The 20,044-nt window shown below is 72.2% G+C and carries 17 protein-coding genes; 11 read left to right on the plus strand and 6 right to left on the minus strand.

Annotated features, from left to right (window positions below):
- Window positions 1-25: 25 nt before the first annotated feature.
- The 3 genes from PD653B2_RS19695 (at window position 26) to PD653B2_RS19705 (ending at window position 5,259) form a co-directional block, all read left to right on the plus strand.
- Window positions 26-1,501, plus strand: a complete 1,476-nt coding sequence (locus tag PD653B2_RS19695; protein WP_085874119.1) for an amidohydrolase family protein — start codon at window positions 26-28, stop codon at window positions 1,499-1,501.
- A gap of 127 nt (window positions 1,502-1,628) precedes the next feature.
- Window positions 1,629-4,232 carry an ATP-dependent chaperone ClpB gene (gene clpB, locus PD653B2_RS19700; RefSeq protein ID WP_085874120.1) on the plus strand — a complete coding sequence of 868 codons (2,604 nt, stop codon included), beginning with the start codon at window positions 1,629-1,631 and terminating at the stop codon, window positions 4,230-4,232.
- 13 nt (window positions 4,233-4,245) lie between these two features.
- The gene (locus tag PD653B2_RS19705) at window positions 4,246-5,259 is read left to right on the plus strand and encodes a hypothetical protein (protein WP_133058995.1); all 1,014 of its coding nucleotides are present in this window, start codon (window positions 4,246-4,248) and stop codon (window positions 5,257-5,259) included.
- On the opposite strand, the gene PD653B2_RS19710 is transcribed toward PD653B2_RS19705, so the two are convergent.
- Window positions 5,210-6,364, minus strand: coding sequence for a pyridoxal phosphate-dependent aminotransferase (locus tag PD653B2_RS19710; RefSeq protein WP_085874122.1), 1,155 nt, complete (start codon window positions 6,362-6,364; stop codon window positions 5,210-5,212). The two genes, PD653B2_RS19705 and PD653B2_RS19710, sit on opposite strands and share 50 nt — an antisense overlap.
- A gap of 33 nt (window positions 6,365-6,397) precedes the next feature.
- On the opposite strand from PD653B2_RS19710, the gene pyrE reads away from it, so the two are divergent.
- On the plus strand, window positions 6,398-6,928 hold the full coding sequence (pyrE, locus tag PD653B2_RS19715; protein WP_085874123.1) for an orotate phosphoribosyltransferase: 531 nt from the start codon (window positions 6,398-6,400) through the stop codon (window positions 6,926-6,928).
- A 15-nt stretch (window positions 6,929-6,943) separates the two neighbouring features.
- On the opposite strand, the gene PD653B2_RS19720 is transcribed toward pyrE, so the two are convergent.
- Entirely contained in the window at window positions 6,944-7,687 is a 744-nt protein-coding gene (locus PD653B2_RS19720) for a DedA family protein (RefSeq protein WP_242665357.1), read from the minus strand.
- 110 nt (window positions 7,688-7,797) lie between these two features.
- Between PD653B2_RS19720 and PD653B2_RS19725 the strand changes: the two genes are divergently transcribed.
- Together PD653B2_RS19725 and fbaA are read left to right on the plus strand one after the other, a co-directional pair.
- Window positions 7,798-8,436 (plus strand): TrmH family RNA methyltransferase, encoded by a 639-nt coding sequence (locus PD653B2_RS19725; protein ID WP_085874218.1) that lies wholly within the window; start codon window positions 7,798-7,800, stop codon window positions 8,434-8,436.
- Between the two features lie 151 nt (window positions 8,437-8,587).
- The gene (gene fbaA, locus PD653B2_RS19730; protein WP_085874124.1) at window positions 8,588-9,616 is read left to right on the plus strand and encodes a class II fructose-bisphosphate aldolase; all 1,029 of its coding nucleotides are present in this window, start codon (window positions 8,588-8,590) and stop codon (window positions 9,614-9,616) included.
- Between the two features lie 57 nt (window positions 9,617-9,673).
- Here fbaA and PD653B2_RS19735 read toward each other — a convergent pair whose 3' ends face one another.
- Window positions 9,674-11,236, minus strand: a complete 1,563-nt coding sequence (locus tag PD653B2_RS19735; RefSeq protein WP_085874125.1) for an MFS transporter — start codon at window positions 11,234-11,236, stop codon at window positions 9,674-9,676.
- Here PD653B2_RS19735 and PD653B2_RS19740 point away from each other — a divergent pair.
- The gene (locus PD653B2_RS19740; RefSeq protein WP_085874219.1) at window positions 11,235-11,660 is read left to right on the plus strand and encodes a DUF3151 domain-containing protein; all 426 of its coding nucleotides are present in this window, start codon (window positions 11,235-11,237) and stop codon (window positions 11,658-11,660) included. The genes PD653B2_RS19735 and PD653B2_RS19740 overlap by 2 nt on opposite strands.
- A 9-nt stretch (window positions 11,661-11,669) precedes the next feature.
- Here the strand turns inward: PD653B2_RS19740 and PD653B2_RS19745 are convergent, their stop codons facing one another.
- A complete protein-coding gene (locus tag PD653B2_RS19745) occupies window positions 11,670-12,563 on the minus strand; it encodes a LysR substrate-binding domain-containing protein (protein ID WP_085874126.1) in 894 nt (297 codons plus the stop codon).
- 101 nt (window positions 12,564-12,664) lie between these two features.
- On the opposite strand from PD653B2_RS19745, the gene PD653B2_RS19750 reads away from it, so the two are divergent.
- The gene (locus tag PD653B2_RS19750) at window positions 12,665-13,627 is read left to right on the plus strand and encodes a YeiH family protein (protein WP_242665358.1); all 963 of its coding nucleotides are present in this window, start codon (window positions 12,665-12,667) and stop codon (window positions 13,625-13,627) included.
- A 111-nt stretch (window positions 13,628-13,738) separates the two neighbouring features.
- Here the strand turns inward: PD653B2_RS19750 and lysS are convergent, their stop codons facing one another.
- Window positions 13,739-15,487: a lysine--tRNA ligase gene (gene lysS, locus PD653B2_RS19755; RefSeq protein WP_085874128.1), complete on the minus strand. Its 1,749-nt coding sequence runs from the start codon at window positions 15,485-15,487 to the stop codon at window positions 13,739-13,741.
- A gap of 298 nt (window positions 15,488-15,785) precedes the next feature.
- Here lysS and PD653B2_RS19760 point away from each other — a divergent pair, with 298 nt between their 5' ends.
- Window positions 15,786-16,778: a helix-turn-helix transcriptional regulator gene (locus PD653B2_RS19760; protein ID WP_085874129.1), complete on the plus strand. Its 993-nt coding sequence runs from the start codon at window positions 15,786-15,788 to the stop codon at window positions 16,776-16,778.
- 37 nt (window positions 16,779-16,815) lie between these two features.
- Here PD653B2_RS19760 and PD653B2_RS19765 read toward each other — a convergent pair whose 3' ends face one another.
- Window positions 16,816-17,727, minus strand: coding sequence for a diacylglycerol/lipid kinase family protein (locus PD653B2_RS19765; RefSeq protein WP_242665359.1), 912 nt, complete (start codon window positions 17,725-17,727; stop codon window positions 16,816-16,818).
- Between the two features lie 124 nt (window positions 17,728-17,851).
- Between PD653B2_RS19765 and PD653B2_RS19770 the strand changes: the two genes are divergently transcribed.
- Both PD653B2_RS19770 and PD653B2_RS19775 read left to right on the plus strand, forming a co-directional pair.
- Window positions 17,852-19,135, plus strand: coding sequence for an adenylosuccinate synthase (locus tag PD653B2_RS19770; RefSeq protein ID WP_085874130.1), 1,284 nt, complete (start codon window positions 17,852-17,854; stop codon window positions 19,133-19,135).
- Between the two features lie 23 nt (window positions 19,136-19,158).
- On the plus strand, window positions 19,159-20,043 hold the full coding sequence (locus PD653B2_RS19775; RefSeq protein ID WP_085874131.1) for a catalase: 885 nt from the start codon (window positions 19,159-19,161) through the stop codon (window positions 20,041-20,043).
- Window position 20,044 lies beyond the last annotated feature (1 nt).

Consider the following 20,044-nt stretch of genomic DNA (forward strand, 5'->3'; position numbering starts at 1 on the left):
CCGGACCCCACCCCGAGGAGACCCGATGAACCCCGACGAGATCGAGCAGGTCAACGGCGGACGGCCCGCGGTCTTCCGCGGCGCGACCGTCCTCACCATGGACGACGCCGGCATCGTGCGCGACGGAGACGTGCTCGTACAGGGCGACACCATCGTCGCGGTCGGACCGCGGCTCGAGGTGCCGGACGGGACCCTCGAGGTCGACGCGTCCGACGGGATCGTGATGCCCGGCATGATCGACACGCACCGGCACATGTGGCAGACCGCGCTGCGCGGGTACGGCGCCGACTGGACGCTCTCGCAGTACTTCGTCTTCTACTACCTCACGCACGGGCCGATGTTCCGCCCCCAGGACATCCGGGCCGGCAACCTGCTCTCCGCGGTCGAGGCCGTCGACGCAGGCGTCACCACGACCGTCGACTGGTCCCACGGGCTGCAGACGGTCGAGCACGGCGAGGCCGCGCTCGACGCCCTCCAGAGCTCGCCGGGGCGGTTCGTCCTGGCGTACGGCAACCTCCTCGGCGCGCCCTGGGAGTGGACGCACGACCCCGACTTCCGCGCGTTCGTCGACCGCTTCCCGCGCTCGGACATGCTCGGGCTGCAGCTGGCCTTCGACGTCACCGCCGACCCCGAGTTCCCGGAGCGGGCGGCGTTCGAGGCGGCCCGCGAGCTCGGCCTGCGGGTGACCACGCACGCCGGCGTGTGGGGTGCCACCAACGACGACAGCATCCGGCTGATGTCCGACCACGGGTTCATGGGTCCCGACGTCACCTACGTGCACGCGGCCAGCCTGTCGACCGACAGCTACCACCGGATCGCGGCGTCGGGCGGCACCGTCTCGGTCTCCACGGAGAGCGAGCAGAGCGCCGGGCAGGGCTACCCGCCCACCTGGAACCTGCGCAAGCACGGCATCCCGGTCTCCCTGTCGATGGACACCAGCGTGTGGTGGAGCGCCGACCTCTTCTCGGCGATGCGGGCGACGCTCTCGGCCGACCGCTCCCGCGAGCACCTGGCCGCCCACAGCCAGGAGGAGACGGTGGTGGGCAACGCGCTGCGCGCCGAGGAGGTCGTGCGCTGGGCCACGCTCGGCGGCGCCCAGGCGCTCGGCCTGGACCACCTGGTGGGGTCGGTCACGCCGGGCAAGAAGGCCGACCTGGTGCTCATCAAGAACGACGCCTCCCCGGCGCTGTTCCCCCTGCTGCACCCCTACGGCACCGTGGTCTACCAGGCGGGGCGCGGCGACGTGCACACGGTGCTCGTGGACGGCCGGGTCGTGAAGCACGAGGGCGCCCTGGTCGGCGACGACCTCGCGGCCGCCAAGAGCGCCGTCGGCGAGACCGTGGACTTCGCGCGCAGCACCATGGGGGAGACGGCGTGGGAGGAGGGGATGCACCCCGAGCTGCCGGCGACCGAGCGGGTCCCCAACCCGTACACGTACACGGACTTCACGGGCAGCGACGACCGGCACCAGCCCCAGCAGGGCCCCTACGACCGGGCCTGAGTCGCGGCGGCCGACGGCCGAAATATCTCGAAGTTGAGTGGAACAGACTCAACTTTGCCGGCGTTCTCATCATGACGAGCACACTGGGTGCCGTCGACAGGTCTGAGTTGCTTGCAGGAGAACGCCCATGAGTCAGTTCGGAGCCGAGAAGTTCACGACCCGCAGTCGTGAGGCGATCGAGGCTGCCCAGCTCGCCGCGACCACGGCGGGCAACACCCACACGGAGCCGTTGCACCTCCTCGTCGCGCTGCTGCGCCAGGAGGAGGGCACGGCCCGCAACCTGGTCGCCAAGGCCGGCGTCGACGCCGCCGCCCTGACCGCGAAGGCCGAGGCCGCGATGGCCGCGCTGCCGACCGCGAGCGGCGCCACCGTCCAGCAGCCCGCCGCCTCCGCGGCGCTGACCCGGGTGCTCGCCGGTGCGCTCGACCTCGCCGCCGGCATGAAGGACGACTACGTCGCGACCGAGCACCTGCTGATCGCGATCGCCGGCACCGAGAGCCCGGCCCAGAGGCTGCTCACCGACGCCGGCCTGACCGAGGCCGGGCTGCGCGACGGGCTGACCGCCGTGCGCGGCAACCGCCGGGTCACCAGCCAGGACGCCGAGTCGACGTACGAAGCGCTCGAGAAGTACTCCCTCGACCTCACCCAGGCCGCGGAGGAGGGCCGGCTCGACCCGGTCATCGGCCGCGACGCCGAGATCCGCCGGGTCGTGCAGGTGCTGTCGCGTCGTACGAAGAACAACCCGGTGCTCATCGGCGAGCCCGGCGTCGGCAAGACCGCGGTCGTCGAGGGCCTGGCCCAGCGCGTGGTCGCCGGCGACGTGCCCGACTCCCTCAAGGGTCGCCGGGTGCTCAGCCTCGACCTGGCCGCGATGGTCGCGGGCGCGAAGTACCGCGGCGAGTTCGAGGAACGGCTCAAGGCCGTCCTCGAGGAGATCAAGGACGCCGGCGGGCAGATCATCACGTTCATCGACGAGCTGCACACGGTCGTCGGCGCGGGCGCCGGTGGCGACTCCGCGATGGACGCCGGCAACATGCTCAAGCCGATGCTCGCCCGGGGCGAGCTGCACATGATCGGTGCGACCACGCTCGACGAGTACCGCGAGCGGATCGAGAAGGACCCGGCCCTGGAGCGCCGCTTCCAGCAGGTCTTCGTCGGCGAGCCCAGCGTCGAGGACACCGTGCAGATCCTGCGCGGCATCCAGGAGAAGTACGAGGCCCACCACGGCGTCCGGATCACCGACGCCGCGCTGGTCGCCGCCGCGACCCTCTCGGACCGCTACATCACCGGGCGTCAGCTCCCCGACAAGGCGATCGACCTGATCGACGAGGCCGCGTCGCGGCTGCGCATGGAGATCGAGTCGTCGCCCGAGGAGATCGACCAGCTCCGGCGCTCGGTCGAGCGCCTGAAGATGGAGGAGTTCGCCCTCGAGAAGGAGAGCGACGACGCCTCCAAGGACCGGCTCGAGCACCTGCGCGCCGACCTCGCCGACCGCGAGGAGGAGCTGCGCGCGCTCGAGGCCCGCTGGGAGAAGGAGAAGTCCTCGCTCGAGGACGAGGGCGAGCTGCGCCGTCGCCTCGACTCCGTGCGCGTGCAGGCCGAGAAGCTGATGCGCGACGGCGGCGAGGAGAACCTGCGCCAGGCCTCCGAGATCCTCTACGTCCAGATCCCGCAGCTCGAGAAGTCGCTCGCCGCGTCCGTCGACGCCGAGACCTCGACCCTCGAGCCGCTGGTCGGCGAGCAGGTCGGCCCCGAGCAGATCGCCGAGGTCGTCGAAGCCTGGACCGGGATCCCCACCGGGCGGATGCTCGAGGGCGAGACCGCCAAGCTGCTCCGGATGGAGGAGGTCATCGGCCAGCGGCTGATCGGTCAGCGCGAGGCCGTGACCGCCGTCAGCGACGCCGTACGCCGCTCGCGTGCGGGCATCAGCGACCCGAACCGGCCCACCGGCTCGTTCCTCTTCCTCGGCCCGACCGGCACCGGCAAGACCGAGCTCGCGAAGTCGCTCGCGGACTTCCTCTTCGACGACGAGCGGGCGATCGTCCGCATCGACATGAGCGAGTACTCCGAGAAGCACTCGGTCGCGCGGCTGGTCGGCGCCCCTCCGGGCTACGTCGGTTACGACGAGGGCGGCCAGCTCACCGAGGCGGTGCGCCGCCGGCCCTACTCGGTCGTGCTGCTCGACGAGGTCGAGAAGGCGCACCCGGAGGTCTTCGACATCCTGCTGCAGGTGCTCGACGACGGCCGGCTCACCGACGGGCAGGGTCGCACGGTCGACTTCCGCAACACGCTGCTGATCCTGACCAGCAACCTCGGCTCGGCCTACCTGGTCGACCCGACGCTCGACGCCGCCGAGAAGCGCGAGTCGGTGCTGGCGACGGTGCGCGCGTCGTTCAAGCCGGAGTTCCTCAACCGGCTCGACGAGATCGTGCTCTTCGACGCCCTGACGCAGGACGAGCTGAGCCACATCGTCGAGCTGCAGCTCGGGCTGCTGGAGAAGCGGCTGGCCGTGCGCCGGATCTCGATCGAGGTGACCGACGCCGCCAAGACGTGGCTCTCCGAGACCGGCTACGACCCGGCGTACGGCGCCCGCCCGCTGCGCCGCCTGATCCAGAGCGCGATCGGCGACCCGCTGGCGAAGATGCTGATCGGGGGCGACGTCGTCGACGGTGGACGGGTCACCGTGGACCGGTCGCCGGACGGCGACGGGTTGGAGCTGACCGCCGCGTGATGAAATGGGCGGCGTGAACGAGCCGTCCCCCACCCGTCCGCGCCAGGTGACCCTGGCCGCGTGGATGATCATGGTCGGCTCGGTGGTGGTGGTCGCGATGGTCTTCGACCGGATCGCCGGGCTGCACACCATGGAGACCCGCGAGTCGATCGAGAAGTTCCTCGCGGAGCCGCCGGGCGACGACCTGGGCGTCGGCGTGAAGGGCGTGATCAGCCTGCTGCGCACGCTGTCCATGGTCGCGGCCGGGTGTGCGACGGCCGCCGCCATCCTGGGCTACCAGGTGCTCCGGCGCAGCCGCAGCGCCCGGTTCGCGCTGACCCTGCTCGCCGTCCCCCTCTTCCTCACCGGCATGGTCACCGGCGGGTTCGTCTCGTCGGTGGTGGCCGCCTCGGCCGCGATGCTCTGGCTCCAGCCTTCACGGGACTGGTTCAACGGCGTGAACCGGCCGGCTCCGGCGTCGACCCGGTCCGTGGCGCCGCCCTCGACGTCCGCACCGGTGCCTGGGGTGCCGGCCGCGGCCTGGCCGGCCCCGCCCGTGAGCGCGCCGCTCGCGCGCCCCGGGGCCGTGGTCTGGGCCTGCGTGCTCACCTGGGTCTTCGGCGCCCTGACCGCTGTGGCGATGACCGTCAGCGCGATCGCGATCGCCGTCGACCAGGACCTGCTGCTCGACGAGGTGCACCGGCAGAACCCCGACCTCCGCGAGCAGGGCGTCACCGACGGCCTCCTCGTGGCGGCGACGTACGTGATGGCCGGGCTCATCGTGCTCTGGTGCCTGGCCGCGATCGTGGTCGCCGTGCTCGTCTGGCGCCGCGTCGGGTGGGCCCGGATCGTGCTGATCGTCTCGGCGTCGGCCTGCATCGGCCTGAGCCTGCTCGGCTCGGTGCTCGGCGCCTTCCTGCTGGTCTTCCCGCTCGTCGCCGGCGTGGCCACCGTCGCGCTGCTGGTGCGCGCCGACGCCCGGCCCTGGTTCGACCGGACTACGCCGACAGGTCGGCAGCAGCCAGGCGGCGCAGACCGTCCTCGATGACGTCGGGCTGCTTGCAGAAGGCCCAGCGGACGAGCTGGTCGCCCGCGTCGGAGTCGTGGAAGCCCTGGGTGGGGATCGCGACGACGCCGGCCCGCTCGGGAAGGGCCAGGCAGAACGACAGCCCGTCCTTCCACCCGAGACGGCCGATGTCGGTGGTCGCGAAGTAGGTGCCCTCCGGGACGCGCACGTCGAGCCCGACCGCCGCCAGTCCGGAGCAGAGCAGGTCGCGGCGCTGCTGCAGGTCGGCCGCCAGCCGGGACGGGAAGTCCGGCTCCTCGTCGAGGGCGAAGGCGACCGCCGGCTGGAGCGGTGACCCCGAGGTGAAGGTGAGCCACTGCTTGGCGGCCAGGACGGCGCCGACCAGCGCTGCGGGCCCGGTGGCCCAGCCGACCTTCCAGCCGGTGAACGAGTAGGACTTGCCGACACTGGAGAGCGACAGGGTGCGCTCGAACATCCCGGGCAGCGTCGCCAGCGGGACGTGCTCGTGACCGTCGTACACGAGGTGCTCGTAGACCTCGTCGGTGATCACCACCAGGTCGTGCTCGATCGCGACGTCGGCGACGGCCTGCAGCTCCGCGCGGGTGAGCACGGTGCCGGTCGGGTTGTGGGGCGAGTTCAGCAGCAGGAAGCGGGCACGCGGCGTGACGGCCGCGCGCAGCTCGTCGACGTCGAGGCGGAAGTCGGGGCCGCGCAGGGTGACCGGGCGGCGGACGCCGCCGGCCATCTGGATCATCGCGGTGTAGGAGTCGTAGTAGGGCTCGAGGACGACGACCTCGTCGCCGGGGTCCACCAGGCCCAGCAGCGCCGCCGCGATGCCCTCGGTGCAGCCGGTGGTCACGACGACCTCGGAGTCCGGGTCCAGGTCGAGCCCGTAGTGGCGCTGCTGGTGGCGGGCGACCGCCTGGCGCAGCGCAGGCACGCCGGGTCCGGGCGCGTACTGGTTGAGCCCGGACTCGAGCGCGGCCACCGCGCGGGCGATCACGTCCGGCGGTCCGTCGACGTCGGGGAAGCCCTGGCCGAGGTTGACCGACTGCGTCCGGACGGCGAGGGCCGACATCTCCGAGAAGATCGTGGGTGGGATGCCCTGGAGGCGGGAGGCGAGCATGCGCCCGAGGCTAGCCTCGATAGGGTCGGCGCTGTGGACGAGACGCTGGCTGCCGACATCGACGCGATCTGCCGACTGACCGGGGAGTTCACACTCCGCTCCGGTCAGCAGGCCACCGAGTACTTCGACAAGTACCTCTTCGAGGCTGACCCCGGGCTGCTGCTGCGGGTCGCGCGGGAGATGGTCGGGCTGCTCCCCGGCGACACCGACCTGCTCGGCGGGCTCGAGCTCGGCGGCGTGCCGATCGCCACGATGGTCAGCAGCCTGACCGGGCGCCCCGGTCTCTTCGTGCGCAAGAAGGCCAAGGAGTACGGCACCTGCAAGCTCGCCGAGGGCCCGGACGTCGCCGGGCGGCGGGTGACCCTCATCGAGGACGTGATCACGACCGGCGGGGCGGTGCGCGACGCCACGAACGCGCTGCGCGAGGCCGGCGCGATCGTCGACGTCGTCGTCTGTGCGATCGACCGCAGCCCGGAGGGCCAGAACCCGCTCGCCGACGTCGGCCTCGAGGTGCGGCCGGTCCTCACCAAGGCGCAGCTCGACGCCGCACGAAGCGCCGGCTGACGGGGCGCGCCCGACCTAGGCGTCCGGACCGGCGTCGGTGGCCGGGACGTTCACCAGCGGGTCGTTCGGCTTCTCCGAGACCTGCTTGGGGTCGTGGCGGTGGTGTCGGTGCCGGAGCCACTCGATGCCGAACGGCACGACGGTGAAGGCCAGGATCGCCAGCGTCACGTAGTCGATGTTGTCGGCCAGCCAGGGGACCGTCGTGCCCAGGAAGTAGCCGAGCAGGGTGATCGAGAGGACCCACAGGACGGCGCCGATCGCGCTCCAGACGAGGAAGCGGCGTCGGTCCATCCGGGTCACGCCGGCCACGACGGTGATGAAGGTGCGCACGAACGGCACGAACCGGCCGATCACCAGGGCCTTGTTGCCGTGCTTGTCGAAGAACGCCTGGGTCTGGTCGAAGTACTTCTTCTTGAGCAGCCGCCCGTCGCGCTGGTAGAGCGGTGGCCCGATCTTGCGGCCTATCTCGTAGCCCACGACGTTGCCGAGGAACGCGAAGCAGCTGAAGAGCGCCAACGCGACGACCAGGTCGATCGAGTGGTGTCCGGGGACGATCTCGACCCGGTCGGTCGCGATGAAGAGACCCATCGCGAACAGCAGCGTGTCGCCCGGCAGGAACGGGAAGAACAGACCGCACTCGATGAAGACGATGAGCACGCTGGCCCAGAAGAACCATGGACCGAACCAGTCGAGGAGCTGCTGGGGGTCCATCCAGTCCATGCCGAGCAGCAAGAGCTGCCCAGGGAGGACTGTGATCACGCCGCAACGGTACCCGCCACCCCCTGACGGCGTGGGACCTATCCCCTACCGTTGCCGGCGTGCCGGACGCCGAACACGTGGAGGACGAGCCGCGCGCGCCGTACGACCCGATGCCGCACGGTCCACCGGAGGTGGGGGTGGGGCCGTGGGTGGGCCCGTGGCCGACGGGTGAGCAGTACGACGAGCAGCTGCTCGCCGAGGGTGACCGGCGCAACGTGGTCGACCGCTACCGGTACTGGTCGATGGACGCGATCGTCGCCGACCTCGACCTGCGCCGGCACGACTTCCACGTCGCGATCGAGAACTGGCAGCACGACTTCAACATCGGGACGATCGTGCGCAGCGCCAACGCGTTCCTGGCCGCCGAGGTGCACATCGTCGGCAACAAGCGGTGGAACAAGCGCGGCGCGATGGTCACCGACCGCTACCAGCACGTCCGGCACCACGCGACCGTCGCCGACCTGGCGGCCCACCTCCACGAGCAGGACGTCGTGCTGCTCGGCATCGACAACCTGCCCGGCTCGCTGCACCTCGAGACCACGACCCTCCCGCGCCGGGTCTGCTTCCTCTTCGGCCAGGAGGGGCCGGGCCTGTCCGCGAGTGCCCGTGAGGCCTGTGACGGGACGTTCTCGATCGCGCAGTTCGGCTCGACGCGGTCGATCAACGCCTCGGCCGCCGCCGCGATCGCGATGCACGCCTGGATCCGGGAGTACGCCGACCTCTCGGGCGACGACGCCTGGCGCGGCTAGGGTCCGGCCGCCGGCACTGCTCGCGGGTGACCGCCCGTGGCTGCGGCGGGGAGCTCACCGGCTGCGTGCCCGGCGTGCGGGACGCCCGGCGAGCCCCCGGTGGCGACCACTAGGGTGGAATCGCCGTCGAAGTCCTCCTGAGGAGCCCCGCATGCCGATCGCCACCCCCGAGAAGTACGCCGAGATGCTCGACACCGCGAAGGCCAACGCGTTCGCGTTCCCGGCCATCAACGTGTCGTCCTCGCAGACCCTGAACGCCGCCCTCAAGGGCTTCGCCGACGCCGGCTCCGACGGCATCATCCAGGTCTCCACGGGCGGTGCGGAGTACCTCTCCGGCCCGTCGGTGAAGGACATGGTCGCCGGGTCGGTCGCCTTCGCGGCGTACGCCGCCGAGGTCGCCAAGAACTACCCCGTCAACGTCGCCCTGCACACCGACCACTGCCCCAAGGACAAGCTGGACGGCTTCGTCCGGCCGCTGCTCGCGATCTCCGCGGAGCGCGTCGCCCGGGGCGAGGCGCCGCTCTTCCAGTCGCACATGTGGGACGGGTCCGCCGTCCCCCTCGACGAGAACCTGCAGATCGCCCAGGAGCTGCTGGCCAAGGCCGCGGCCGCGCACATCATCCTCGAGGTCGAGATCGGCGTCGTCGGTGGTGAGGAGGACGGCGTCGCCAACGAGATCAACGAGCAGCTGTACACGACGCCCGAGGACGCGCTCGCGACCATCGAGGCGCTCGGCGCCGGCGAGAAGGGCCGCTACATGACCGCGCTGACCTTCGGCAACGTGCACGGCGTCTACAAGCCCGGCAACGTCAAGCTGCGCCCGGAGATCCTCCAGGCCGCCCAGGAGGCGGTCGCCGCCAAGCTCGGGCTGCCGGCCGGCTCGAAGCCGTTCGACCTGGTCTTCCACGGCGGCTCCGGCTCGTCGGCCGAGGAGATCGGCGCGGCGGTCGACTACGGCGTCGTGAAGATGAACGTCGACACCGACACCCAGTACGCCTTCACCCGCCCGGTCGCCGCCCACATGTTCACCCACTACGACGGAGTGCTGAAGGTCGACGGCGAGGTCGGCAACAAGAAGCAGTACGACCCGCGCGCCTGGGGCAAGGCCGGCGAGGCCGGCATGGCCGCCCGCATCGTCGAGGCCTGCGAGAACCTCCGCTCGGCCGGCAAGGCTGTCTGACACCGGTTCGTCGCGCTGCCGGGGTCCCCGGGCAACCAGGGACCCCGACAGGCGTCGTCAGTCGGTGACCGGGGCGGCCGGCGCGGGGGCGGCGGTGCCCGCGTAGCCCGCGTGGCTGGGCTTCTCGAAGAACAGCACGGCCAGGAAGCCGAGCACGAAGGCCGCGGTGGGCAGCAGCACGGACGTCGCCATCGCGTCGCTGAAGGCCTGCGCCACCGCGGGCGGCAGCGCCCCTCCGCCCGAGGAGCCCTCGCCCTTGAACGCCGGCAGGCCCTCGGCGGCCAGCCGCGCGTCCATGAGGACGGCGATGGCCGCGGCGCCGAGCACCGCGCCGACCTGGCGCGTCGCGTTGTAGATGCCCGACCCCGCTCCGGCCAGCTGGATCGGCAGGTTGCGGGTGGCGGTCGCGCTGTTGGGCGCCCAGACGAACGCGTTGCCGATGCCGAAGACGGCCATCGGCGGCACCGTCCACCAGATCGAGGTGTCCGGCGTCATCACGAACGTCAGCCACAGCAGGCCGACGAAGAGGCACGCGAAGCCGAACGCCGTCAGCAGGCGCGGGTGCACGCGGTCGGTGAGCCCTCCGACGAGCTTGGCGAGCGCGATCGTCATCAGCGCCATCGGCACCAGGATCAACGCCGACCGGGTCGGGCTCAGGCCGCGGACGACCTGCGCCCAGATCATGATCGGGATCGACAGCGAGATGATCGAGAAGCCCATCACGGTGATCGCGACGTTCGCCAGCGAGAAGTTGCGGTCGCGGAACAGCCCGAGCGGCACCAGCGGCTCGTTGCGGTTGCGTGCCTGCCAGAGCACGAACAGCCCGAGCACCACGAGCCCGGTCACGATCAGCGTCCAGATCACGCCGTTCCAGTGGAACTGGTGGCCCTCCTGGATGCCGAACACCAGCAGGAACATGCCGGCCCCGCTGAGCGCGACGCCGAGCCAGTCGAACTGGTGGGTGTGGGTCGGCAGCTTCGGCACCAGCCGGGCCGCGAGCACGAAGCCGACCAGGCCGACCGGGATGTTGATGAAGAAGATCCACTCCCAGCCCAGGCCGTCGACCAGCACGCCGCCGAGGATCGGGCCGACCAGCGTCGCGACGCCCGCGGTCGCGCCCCACAGGGACATCGCGGCGCCCCGGCGGTCGGCCGGGAAGATCCGGGTGATGATCGCCATCGTCTGCGGTGTGATCATCGAGGCGCCGAGACCCTGGACGACCCGGGCCGCGATCAGCATCTCGATGCTGCCGGTGAGCCCGCACCACAGCGACGCGAGCGTGAAGACCGTCAGGCCGACCAGGTAGACGTTCTTCGGGCCGAACCGGTCGCCGAGACGCCCGGTGATGAGCACGGGCACGGCGTACGCCAGCAGGTAGGCGCTGGTCACCCAGACGACGTTGTTGACGTCGGCGTGGAGGTCCTCGATGATCGCCGGCGTCGCGACGGACACGATCGTGGTGTCGATCAGGATCATGAAGAAGCCGATGCACAGCGCGAACAGCGCCGGCCACGGCGCCTTGTCTCCGGTCGGGTCGGTGGTCTGCCCGTGGGTCTGGGGAGCGGGGGCTGGCTGGGTCACGGATTCAGTCAACACCCTGCCGTGGACAATGCAGGGCATGAGCTCTTTCACGCCCGGTGCCGACCTGATGGCAGGACCCCCGCCCACCCACCTCCCCGAGGACCCGGCGGCCGCCGAGCTGGCGGACGGCGTCGCGCCCGTCGACGTCGTACGACGCGCCCCTGCCTCGCCCTTCGCCTGGGCCGCCCTCGCCCAGCAGGCCCGCGACGAGGGCGCCGACGACGTGACCGTCTACGCCTATGCGCGGGTGGGCTACCACCGCAGCCTCGACATGCTGCGCCGCAACGGCTGGAAGGGCCACGGCCCGGTCCCGTGGGAGCACGAGCCCAACCGGGGCTTCCTGCGCTGCCTCGCGCTCCTCGCGCTGGCCGCCCGCGCCATCGGCGAGGCTCCCGAGTGGGAGCGGTGCTCGGAGTTCCTGCGCGACTCCAGCCCGACCGCGTACGCCGAGCTGCTCGGCTGAGCGGCTCCGTCAGCCCCGGGCGAGCCGGACCAGGTCGGCCGCCGGTCCCTCGGGCCGGCGGGCCGGCAGCCAGACGGCCCGCAGCGCGCGGCCGAGGTCGAGGCCGCTGACCGGCACCACCACGAGGTGGCCGGTGGCGACCTCGCCCGCGACCGCGAGCTCGCTGAGCACCGCGGCGGCCTCTCCCTCGGCGGCGGCCGACTTCACCGCGGCCGTGCTGGCCAGGTCGAGACGCGACGCGCCGAGCTCGGTGCCCACGCTCGCGAGGGCGCGGACCAGGGTGTCGCGGGTGCCGGAGCCGGCCTCGCGCAGCACCAGGTCCCCGGCGACCAGCTGCGCGGGCGTCAGCGGCGTACGCCGCCGGGCCCACGGGTGCGTCGGCCCGACCACGACCACGAGCGCGTCGCGGGCGACCGTCGTCGACGCCACCGACCGCGGCACCGTCGGCGACTCCACGAACCCGAGCGGCACCTCCCCGCTCTCCACCCGGGTGACGACCTCGACCGAGTTGCCCACCTCGAGGCTGACGTGGAGGTCGGGATGGGTGTGCCGGAAGCGCGCGAGCCAGCGGGGGAGCAGGTACTCCGCGACGGTCAGGCTCGCGGCGACCGTCAGGTGCGCCGCCCGCTGAGCGGCCAGCGAGCGGGCGCCGATCGTCACCCGGTCGACGCCGGCCAGCGCGTCCCGGGCCCACGCCACCACGACCTCGCCCTCGGTGGTCAGGTGCGAGCCGCCGGGTGACCGCACCAGGAGGGACAGGCCGAGCTGTCGCTCGAGCCGGCTGAGGGAGCGGCTGGCGTTGGGCTGGGCCATGCCGACGGCCCGCGCGGCGGCGCCGAGGGAGCCGGTCTCGGCGACCCGGACCAGCAGGTCGAGGGCGGTGAGGTCGGGACGGTCGGCCATGCCTTGATGATATGGCCGACGGGCAGGTCATATCGACTGAGCATGAGTCGAGGCCGGAAAGACGGCTACCGGCGGGCGGCTTTCCGGGCGACCGTGGAGCCATGGTCACCACCCGTCTGCCCGGACTCGGCCTCGCCGCGCTCGGCGGCGGTGCCGCGCTCGGTGTGCACGCGGCCGTCCCCTCCCTGAGCCCCACGCTGGTCGGGATCGCGCTGGGGGTGGTGGTCGCCGGCTCGGGCGGCATCGCCGACTCCGCCCGGCCCGGGCTCCGGGTGGCGTCGCGTCAGGTGCTCCGCGTCGGCGTCGCGCTGCTGGGTCTCCAGCTGGTGCTGCCCGAGATCCTCGGCCTCGGCTGGCCGATGCTCGTCGTCATCGCCGGTGTCGTGGTCCTGGGGATCGTCGGCACGATCGCGCTCGGGCGGGTGCTCGGCGTGCCCGCCGAGCAGGCCCTGCTGGTCGCCTGCGGCTTCTCGATCTGCGGGGCGGCCGCGGTCGCCGCGGTCGAGGGGGTGCGCGAGTCGAAGGACGAGGACGTCGCCACGGCCGTCTCGCTCGTCGTGGTCTTCGGCAGCGTCGTGATGCTCGCCCTCCCGCTGGGGGCCGTCGCGCTCGGCTTCGACCCGGTCTCTGCCGGTGCCTGGTCGGGAGCGTCCATCCACGAGGTCGGTCAGGTCGTGGTGGCCGGTGGCCTGGTCGGCGGCGCCGCGCTCCAGGTCGCGGTCGCCGTGAAGCTGGGCCGGGTGCTGATGCTCGCTCCGGTGCTCGCGGTCATCTCCGTGACGTCGCGGCGTACGCCGGGGGTGCGACCGCCGCTGGTGCCGGGGTTCGTGCTGGCGTTCGTCGCGTGCGCGGCCGTCCGTACCCTCCTGCCGGCGCCGGACGCCGTGCTCGACCTCGCCGGGCTCGTGCAGTCCGGCGCGCTCGCGATGGCGATGTTCGCGCTCGGCTGCGGGCTCGAGCCGGCCGCACTGCGGCGTGCGGGCCGTCCGGTCCTCGGGCTGGCGGCCTCCGCCACCCTGCTCGTCGCGCTGCTCGGCCTCCCGGCGGCGTTCGTCGCGGGCTGAGCCGCTGTCTGCGGGTTTCACCGGTCAGCCGCCGGAACCCGCACGACACGCCGTCGCTGTCCGGCGTGTCGTGCGGGGTTGGGCGGCCAGCCGGTGAAACCGGCAGCAAGATCAGGACGGCGGCGTGAGCAGCGTGCGGATCTTCTCCGCGCCGAGCGCCAGGAAGAGCGTCGGCAGCCGAGGGCCGCGGTCGGCGTCGACGAGCAGGTTGTAGAGCAGCCGGAAGAAGTCCTTCTGGTCCTGCTTCACCTGGTCGGTCGGCGCGTCGTCGAGGCCCAGCCCGCGGGCCAGCTTCGGCACGCCGTAGATCAGCGCGGTGGTGTCGTCGAGGTGGAGGTCGTCGGGCATCCGGTCGAGCAGCTGGCGCAGCCAGAGCTCCTCGTCCTCGTTCAGCGCGCCCAGCCGGTCGGCGTCCGGGGTCTCGCGCACCGTGGTGCGGTCCTCGGTCGGCACGTACTCCGAGGTCCACGTCATCGCCTTGCCGAGCCGCGGCTCCAGGTCGGCGACCGAGGCGTGCTCGTAGCCGACGTTGCCGATGATGGTGCTGATCAGCTCGGCGCTGCCCGCCGTGACGTCGGCGACCGACGACAGCAGCCGGAACGGCACGACGACGGCCGGGGTCGGCAGCCGGCCCGCGGACGACGTCGAGGACGCCCGCTCGAAGGCCAGCGTCTGCGCGTCGGAGCGCTCCGGGTCGGCGGACTTCTTGGCGAGCGCGTCCCACTCGTCGTACAGCCGGACGACCTCCGCCCCGAAGTCGACGTTGAAGGCCTGCTTGGGCTGGCGGCGCACGTAGAGCCAGCGCAGGATCGGCGCCTCGAGGATCTGCAACGCGTCGGACGCGGTCGGCACGCCACCGCGCGACGACGACATCTTCACCTGACCGCCGGCGCCGACGAACGAGTAGCCGACGAACGACGGCGCTCGGCCGCCGTAGACGCGCTTCACGAGCTCCTTGCCGACGGTGTACGACGAGCCGGGCGTGGCGTGGTCGACGCCGCCGGGCTCGAAGTCGACGCCCTCGACCGACCAGCGCATCGGCCAGTCGACCTTCCAGACCAGCTTGCCTTCGTTGTCCGTGGTGAGGTTGGTGACGCCCTGGTAGGCGCAGACCTGGCAGGTGTAGGCGAGGTCGGTCGTGTCCTCGTCGTAGGACGTGATGATCGTGGTGTCGCGGCCGCACTCGCGGCAGTAGGGCTTGAAGGGGAACCGGGCGAGGTCGTCGGTGGCGCCCAGCCCGGTCAGGCCGGACTCGTCGTCGTTGGCCACCGAGTCGGCCAGGGCGGCGGCCTCCTCCGGGCTCTCGGGCGCCGCGGAGGTCGCGCCCTCGAGCTGCTTGGTGCGGTACTTCGCCATCACCTGCTCGATGTCGTCGCGGCGTCGTACGGCGGTCAGGATCTGGTCGCGGTAGGTGCCGGCGCGGTACCGCTCGGTCTGCGACATCTCCTCCATCGCGACGCCCAGCTCGGCGAGCGCCGCCTGGAGGGGCGCCTTGAAGTGGTCGGCCCACGACTGGTGGCAGTCCCACGGGTCGGGGACCGAGGAGAGCGGACGGCCGATGTGGTCGGCGAAGGACGGGTCGATCCCGGCGGGGACCTTGCGGAAGCGGTCGTAGTCGTCCCAGCTGTGCAGGTGGCGCGCGGCGATGCCGCGGCGCTTGATCTCCTCGGCGACGAAGTGCACGGTGAGGAACTCCCGCAGGTTGCCGAGGTGGATCGGCCCGGAGGGGCTGGCGCCGGAGGCGCAGGTGATCACGTGGTCGCCCAGGTCCTCGCCGTACACGTCGCGGGCGTGCCGGATGGCGTCGTCGGCGGCGCGCGTCACCCAGTCGGTGGGCTCGCCCTGGTTGCCTCGTGCCATCGGGTCTGCTGCTCCTGTGCTCGGGGGTGCGGACAGCGGAACGCTACCCGGCCTCCGTCGCGCCCCGCAGGGGGCACAGGGTCAGCAGGACGCCGGAACCGCCGCCCAGTGGCGGCTCCGGTGCCCTGCCCTGCGCGTCCCCCGACACGACCGATCCCCCGATGTGGGTCGTGTGCGACGGTCGTGCCCCGAATGTGTCCCGAGAACGGTGCGCGGCCGCCGGCGCGTGCGGGCATCCTCGCACTGACAGGACCGTGCCACCTGGTGACAAGTGGCCGGTGTCACTAACATGCCAACCATGGCCCGCAGCGAGCAGCTCACCGTCCTCGCGGCCCTGGGCTTCTCGGCCTCGCTCGACCGCACCTACCAGCGGCTGCGCCCCCAGTCGGGACGCGACCTGGCGCGGGTGGCGGCCTCGATGCTGCGCACGCCCGACGAGCTGCTCGACGAGCTCGCCCCCCTCGTCGAGGCCGGGATCGTCCGGCTCGAGGGGGAGACCCTGGTGGTCGAGTCCCCGAGCGAGGCCCTGCGCATCATGGTCGCGATCCAGTCGGTCTACGCGGAGCGGGTGCACCGCCGGCTCGACGGGATCAGCGACGCGATCGGGCTGCTGGCGGCCGACGCGTCGCGGCCGGTGCCGGGCGACGTGGAGGCCAGTGCACCGCTCGAGGGCGAGGTCGCGACCGGCGGCGACATCTACGCGCTGGTGCGGTCGCTGGTGGTCAAGGGCAGGGGCGACCTGCTCTGGCTGCGCCCCGACCAGTGGCGCGGCCCGCGGGAGGCCCGGATGACCGCGATGGTCGCGGAGGCGATCGCCGGCGGCGACCGGGAGTCCCGGGCGATCTACCCGGTGCGCGCCGTGCACGACGCGCCCGAGGCCCTGGTCGCCCGGCTCGCCGTCGGTGAGCAGATCCGGGTGCTGCCCGACCTGCCGTCGCGGCTGCTGGTCATCGGCGACTCGCACGCCGTCCTCCCGGAGCCGTTCGGCTACGCCGACTCCCCGTTGTCGATCGTCCGCCAGCGGGGCGTGGTGGAGGCGATGGCGCAGTGGTTCGAGCTGCTGTGGGAGCGGGCGGTCGTCCCACCCCTCGACGCGGTGGCGCCGCGGCTCGACCTGCGGGCGTTCCTGCTCCAACAGCTCGCGGCCGGCGCCCACGACGAGCAGATCGCCCGGGTGCTCGGCATCAGCCTGCGCACGGTGCGCCGCCGGGTCGCCGACCTGATGAGCGAGCTCGGCGCCGACTCACGCTTCCAGGCGGGCGTCGAGGCCGCGCGGCGCGGCTGGTTGTGAGGGTCGCTGCGGCAGTCGTGGTCTCGAGGCGGACCGGCTAGGGCAGGAGCATCGAGTAGGCCTCGGGCTCGATGTGCCAGGTGCGCTTGCGCTCCGGACCGTCGATCTCGCCGTCGGCGCTGACCCAGAACGGGCCGCCGGTGATGGAGACCCGGGTCCCCCGCAGGTAGCTGACGTCGTCGCGCTCCTGGTGCTTGGCGAAGCCGAGGTGCGCGGCGTACGACAGGCGGGCGATCGGGCCGATCGAGCGGGAGACCATCACGTCGAAGCGGCCGTCGCGCGGGTCGGCGCCCGGCGTGAGCTCGGCGCCCCCGCCGACCGAGGAGCCGTTGCCGACCGCCGCCATCAGGATCGGCTCGTCCAGGTCGACCACGACCTGGCCGTCGACCTCGACCCGGACGCGGATGATCGGCGGCCTCCAGGCGGTCAGGGCCGCGCCGATCGGGTAGCCGAGCTTGCCGAGGTTGGCCTTGCCGACCCCGATCGAGTGGAGGCGCTCCTTCCAGCGGTGCCCGCGGCGGCTGGCGTTGGCCCCCGCGCCGACGTGCACGCTGTTGACCACGATCTCGCCGACCTCGTCGACGATGAGGTCCATCTTCCGGGGCTTGTCGGCCAGGATGACCTGGGCCGCCTCCTCGATCTCCAGCGGGACGCCGACGCCGCGCGCGAAGTCGTTGCCGGTGCCCATCGGGAGCAGCCCGACCACGGCGTTCTTCAGCTCGTTGCGGCGGTGCAGGGCCGCGATCACGGCGTGCAGGCTGCCGTCACCGCCGGCGACCACGATGTGCCGGGACCCGGCTCGGTGCAGGACGCCGTCCAGCTCGCCGGGGTTGGACGTGGCCTGCACCTCGACGGACGCGCGCGAGCGGAGCACGGCGAGCGCCGACGCCAGGGTCTCCTCGTCGGAGGTGCCGGCGTCACTGTTGGTGATGACGAGGAGCGGGTCCACGTCGCGGACACTATCCGAGGGGGTGTCGGCCGGGACCACCCCGACGGGTCCCGCTTTGGTAGCGTGTGGTCGCAAGAGCTCCGGTGCACTTGTGCCGGAGCTGTTTCGTTTCCAGAGGAGAACCATGCCGGCGATCGCCATCATCGGTGCCCAGTGGGGCGACGAGGGGAAGGGCAAGGCCACCGACCTCCTCGGCTCCCGCGTCGACTACGTCGTCAAGTTCAACGGTGGCAACAACGCCGGCCACACCGTCGTCATCGGTGACGAGAAGTACGCCCTGCACCTGCTGCCCAGCGGCATCCTGAGCCCCGGCGTCACGCCGATCATCGGCAACGGCGTGGTCGTGGACCTCGCGGTCCTCTTCGAGGAGCTCGACGCCCTCATCGCCCGCGGCGTCGACGTCAGCCTGCTCAAGGTCAGCGCCAACGCGCACGTGATCGCGGACTACAACCGCACGCTCGACAAGGTCACCGAGCGGTTCCTCGGCACCCGGCGGCTGGGCACGACCGGGCGCGGCATCGGACCGACGTACGCCGACAAGATGAACCGGGTCGGCATCCGGATCCAGGACATCTTCGACGAGAAGATCCTGACCCAGAAGGTCGAGGGGGTCCTCGAGCTCAAGAACCAGGTGCTGACCAAGATCTACAACCGCCGTGCCGCCACGGTCGAGCAGACCGTCGAGGAGCTGACCGCCTTCGCCGACCGGCTCGCGCCGATGGTGTGCGACACCGGGCTGCTGCTCAACCAGGCCCTCGACCGCGGCGAGACCGTGCTCCTCGAGGCGGGCCAGGCCACGCTGCTCGACGTCGACCACGGCACCTACCCGTTCGTCACCTCCTCGTCGGCCACCTCCGGCGGCGCCTGCACCGGCTCCGGCATCCCGCCGATGCGGCTCGACCAGGTGATCGGGATCGTCAAGGCCTACACCACCCGCGTCGGCGAGGGACCCTTCCCGACCGAGCTCGACGACGACTTCGGCGAGCACCTGCGCAAGGTCGGCGCCGAGTACGGCACCACGACCGGCCGGCCCCGCCGCTGCGGCTGGTACGACGCGGTCATCGCCCGCTACGCCGCCCGGGTCAACGGCGTCACCGACTTCGTGCTCACCAAGCTCGACGTGCTCACCGGCCTCGAGAAGGTCCCGGTGTGCGTCGCGTACGACGTCGGCGGGGTCCGCCACGACGAGATGCCGGTCAACCAGAGCGACTTCCACCACGCCGTACCGATCTACGAGTACCTCGACGGCTGGTGGGAGGACATCTCCGGGGCTCGCACCTTCGCGGACCTGCCGGCCAACGCGCAGGCCTACGTGAAGGCGGTCGAGGAGATGTCCGGCGCCCGGATGTCCGTGGTCGGGGTCGGCCCGTCGCGGGACGCGTCGATCGTGATTCACGACCTGATCTGAGCGTGGGGCGCTAGCGTCGGCCCATGCTGGATCCCGTGGTCGCGATCGACCGACTGCGTGCCGCGTTCGGAGGGCCGACGCAGCACCGCACCCTGCACGCGAAGGGCCGTTTCTACGGCGGCACCTTCACGCCGACGCCCGAGGCCGGTGAGCTCTGCCGGGCCGGCCACCTCCACGCGCCGACCCCGGTGACGGTCCGCTGGTCCAACGCGGGCGGCAACGCCGCCGTCCCCGACGAGAAGCCGGACATCCGCGGCATGGCCGTGAAGTTCCGGTTGGCCGACGGGACCGCGACCGACCTGCTCGGACAGACCTCCCCACGCTTCCCGACCGACGACCCCGAGACGTTCGTCGCGATGACGGAGGCGTCGGTGAAGCCGGCGACCTTCCCGCTCTTCCTGCTGCGGCATCCGCGGATGATCCCCGCGCTGGCGGCCGGCATCGCGGGGAAGGCCGTCGGGTCGCCCGTCTCCTTCGCCGAGGTGACCTTCTACCCGATCCACGCCTACGGGTGGCTCGACGCCGACGGTCGGCGTACCTGGGTGCGCTACGTCCTGGTGCCGACGGCCACCGCCGACGACCGGCTGGACCAGACCTTCGAGGGGCCGGACCGGCTCAGCGCGGAGATGGCCGCCCGGCTCGCCCGCGGCCCGGTGACCCACGAGCTGCGCGTGCAGCTGGCGGGCGACGGGCACGACCCGCACTCCGCGACGTCCGTCTGGGCCGGCGCCCGCGAGATCGTCGCCGGACGGATCGAGGTCACCGAGCTGCTCCCCGACCCCGAGGAGGGCGGCACCCCGACCGTCTTCGACCCCACTCGCGTCGTGGACGGCATCGAGCTGTCGGACGACCCGATCCTGCGCTACCGCCCGTCCGCCTACACGGAGTCCGTCCACCGCCGCGCCTGAC

The sequence above is a fragment of the Nocardioides sp. PD653-B2 genome, from assembly GCF_002117935.1.
Classification (GTDB): domain Bacteria; phylum Actinomycetota; class Actinomycetes; order Propionibacteriales; family Nocardioidaceae; genus Nocardioides.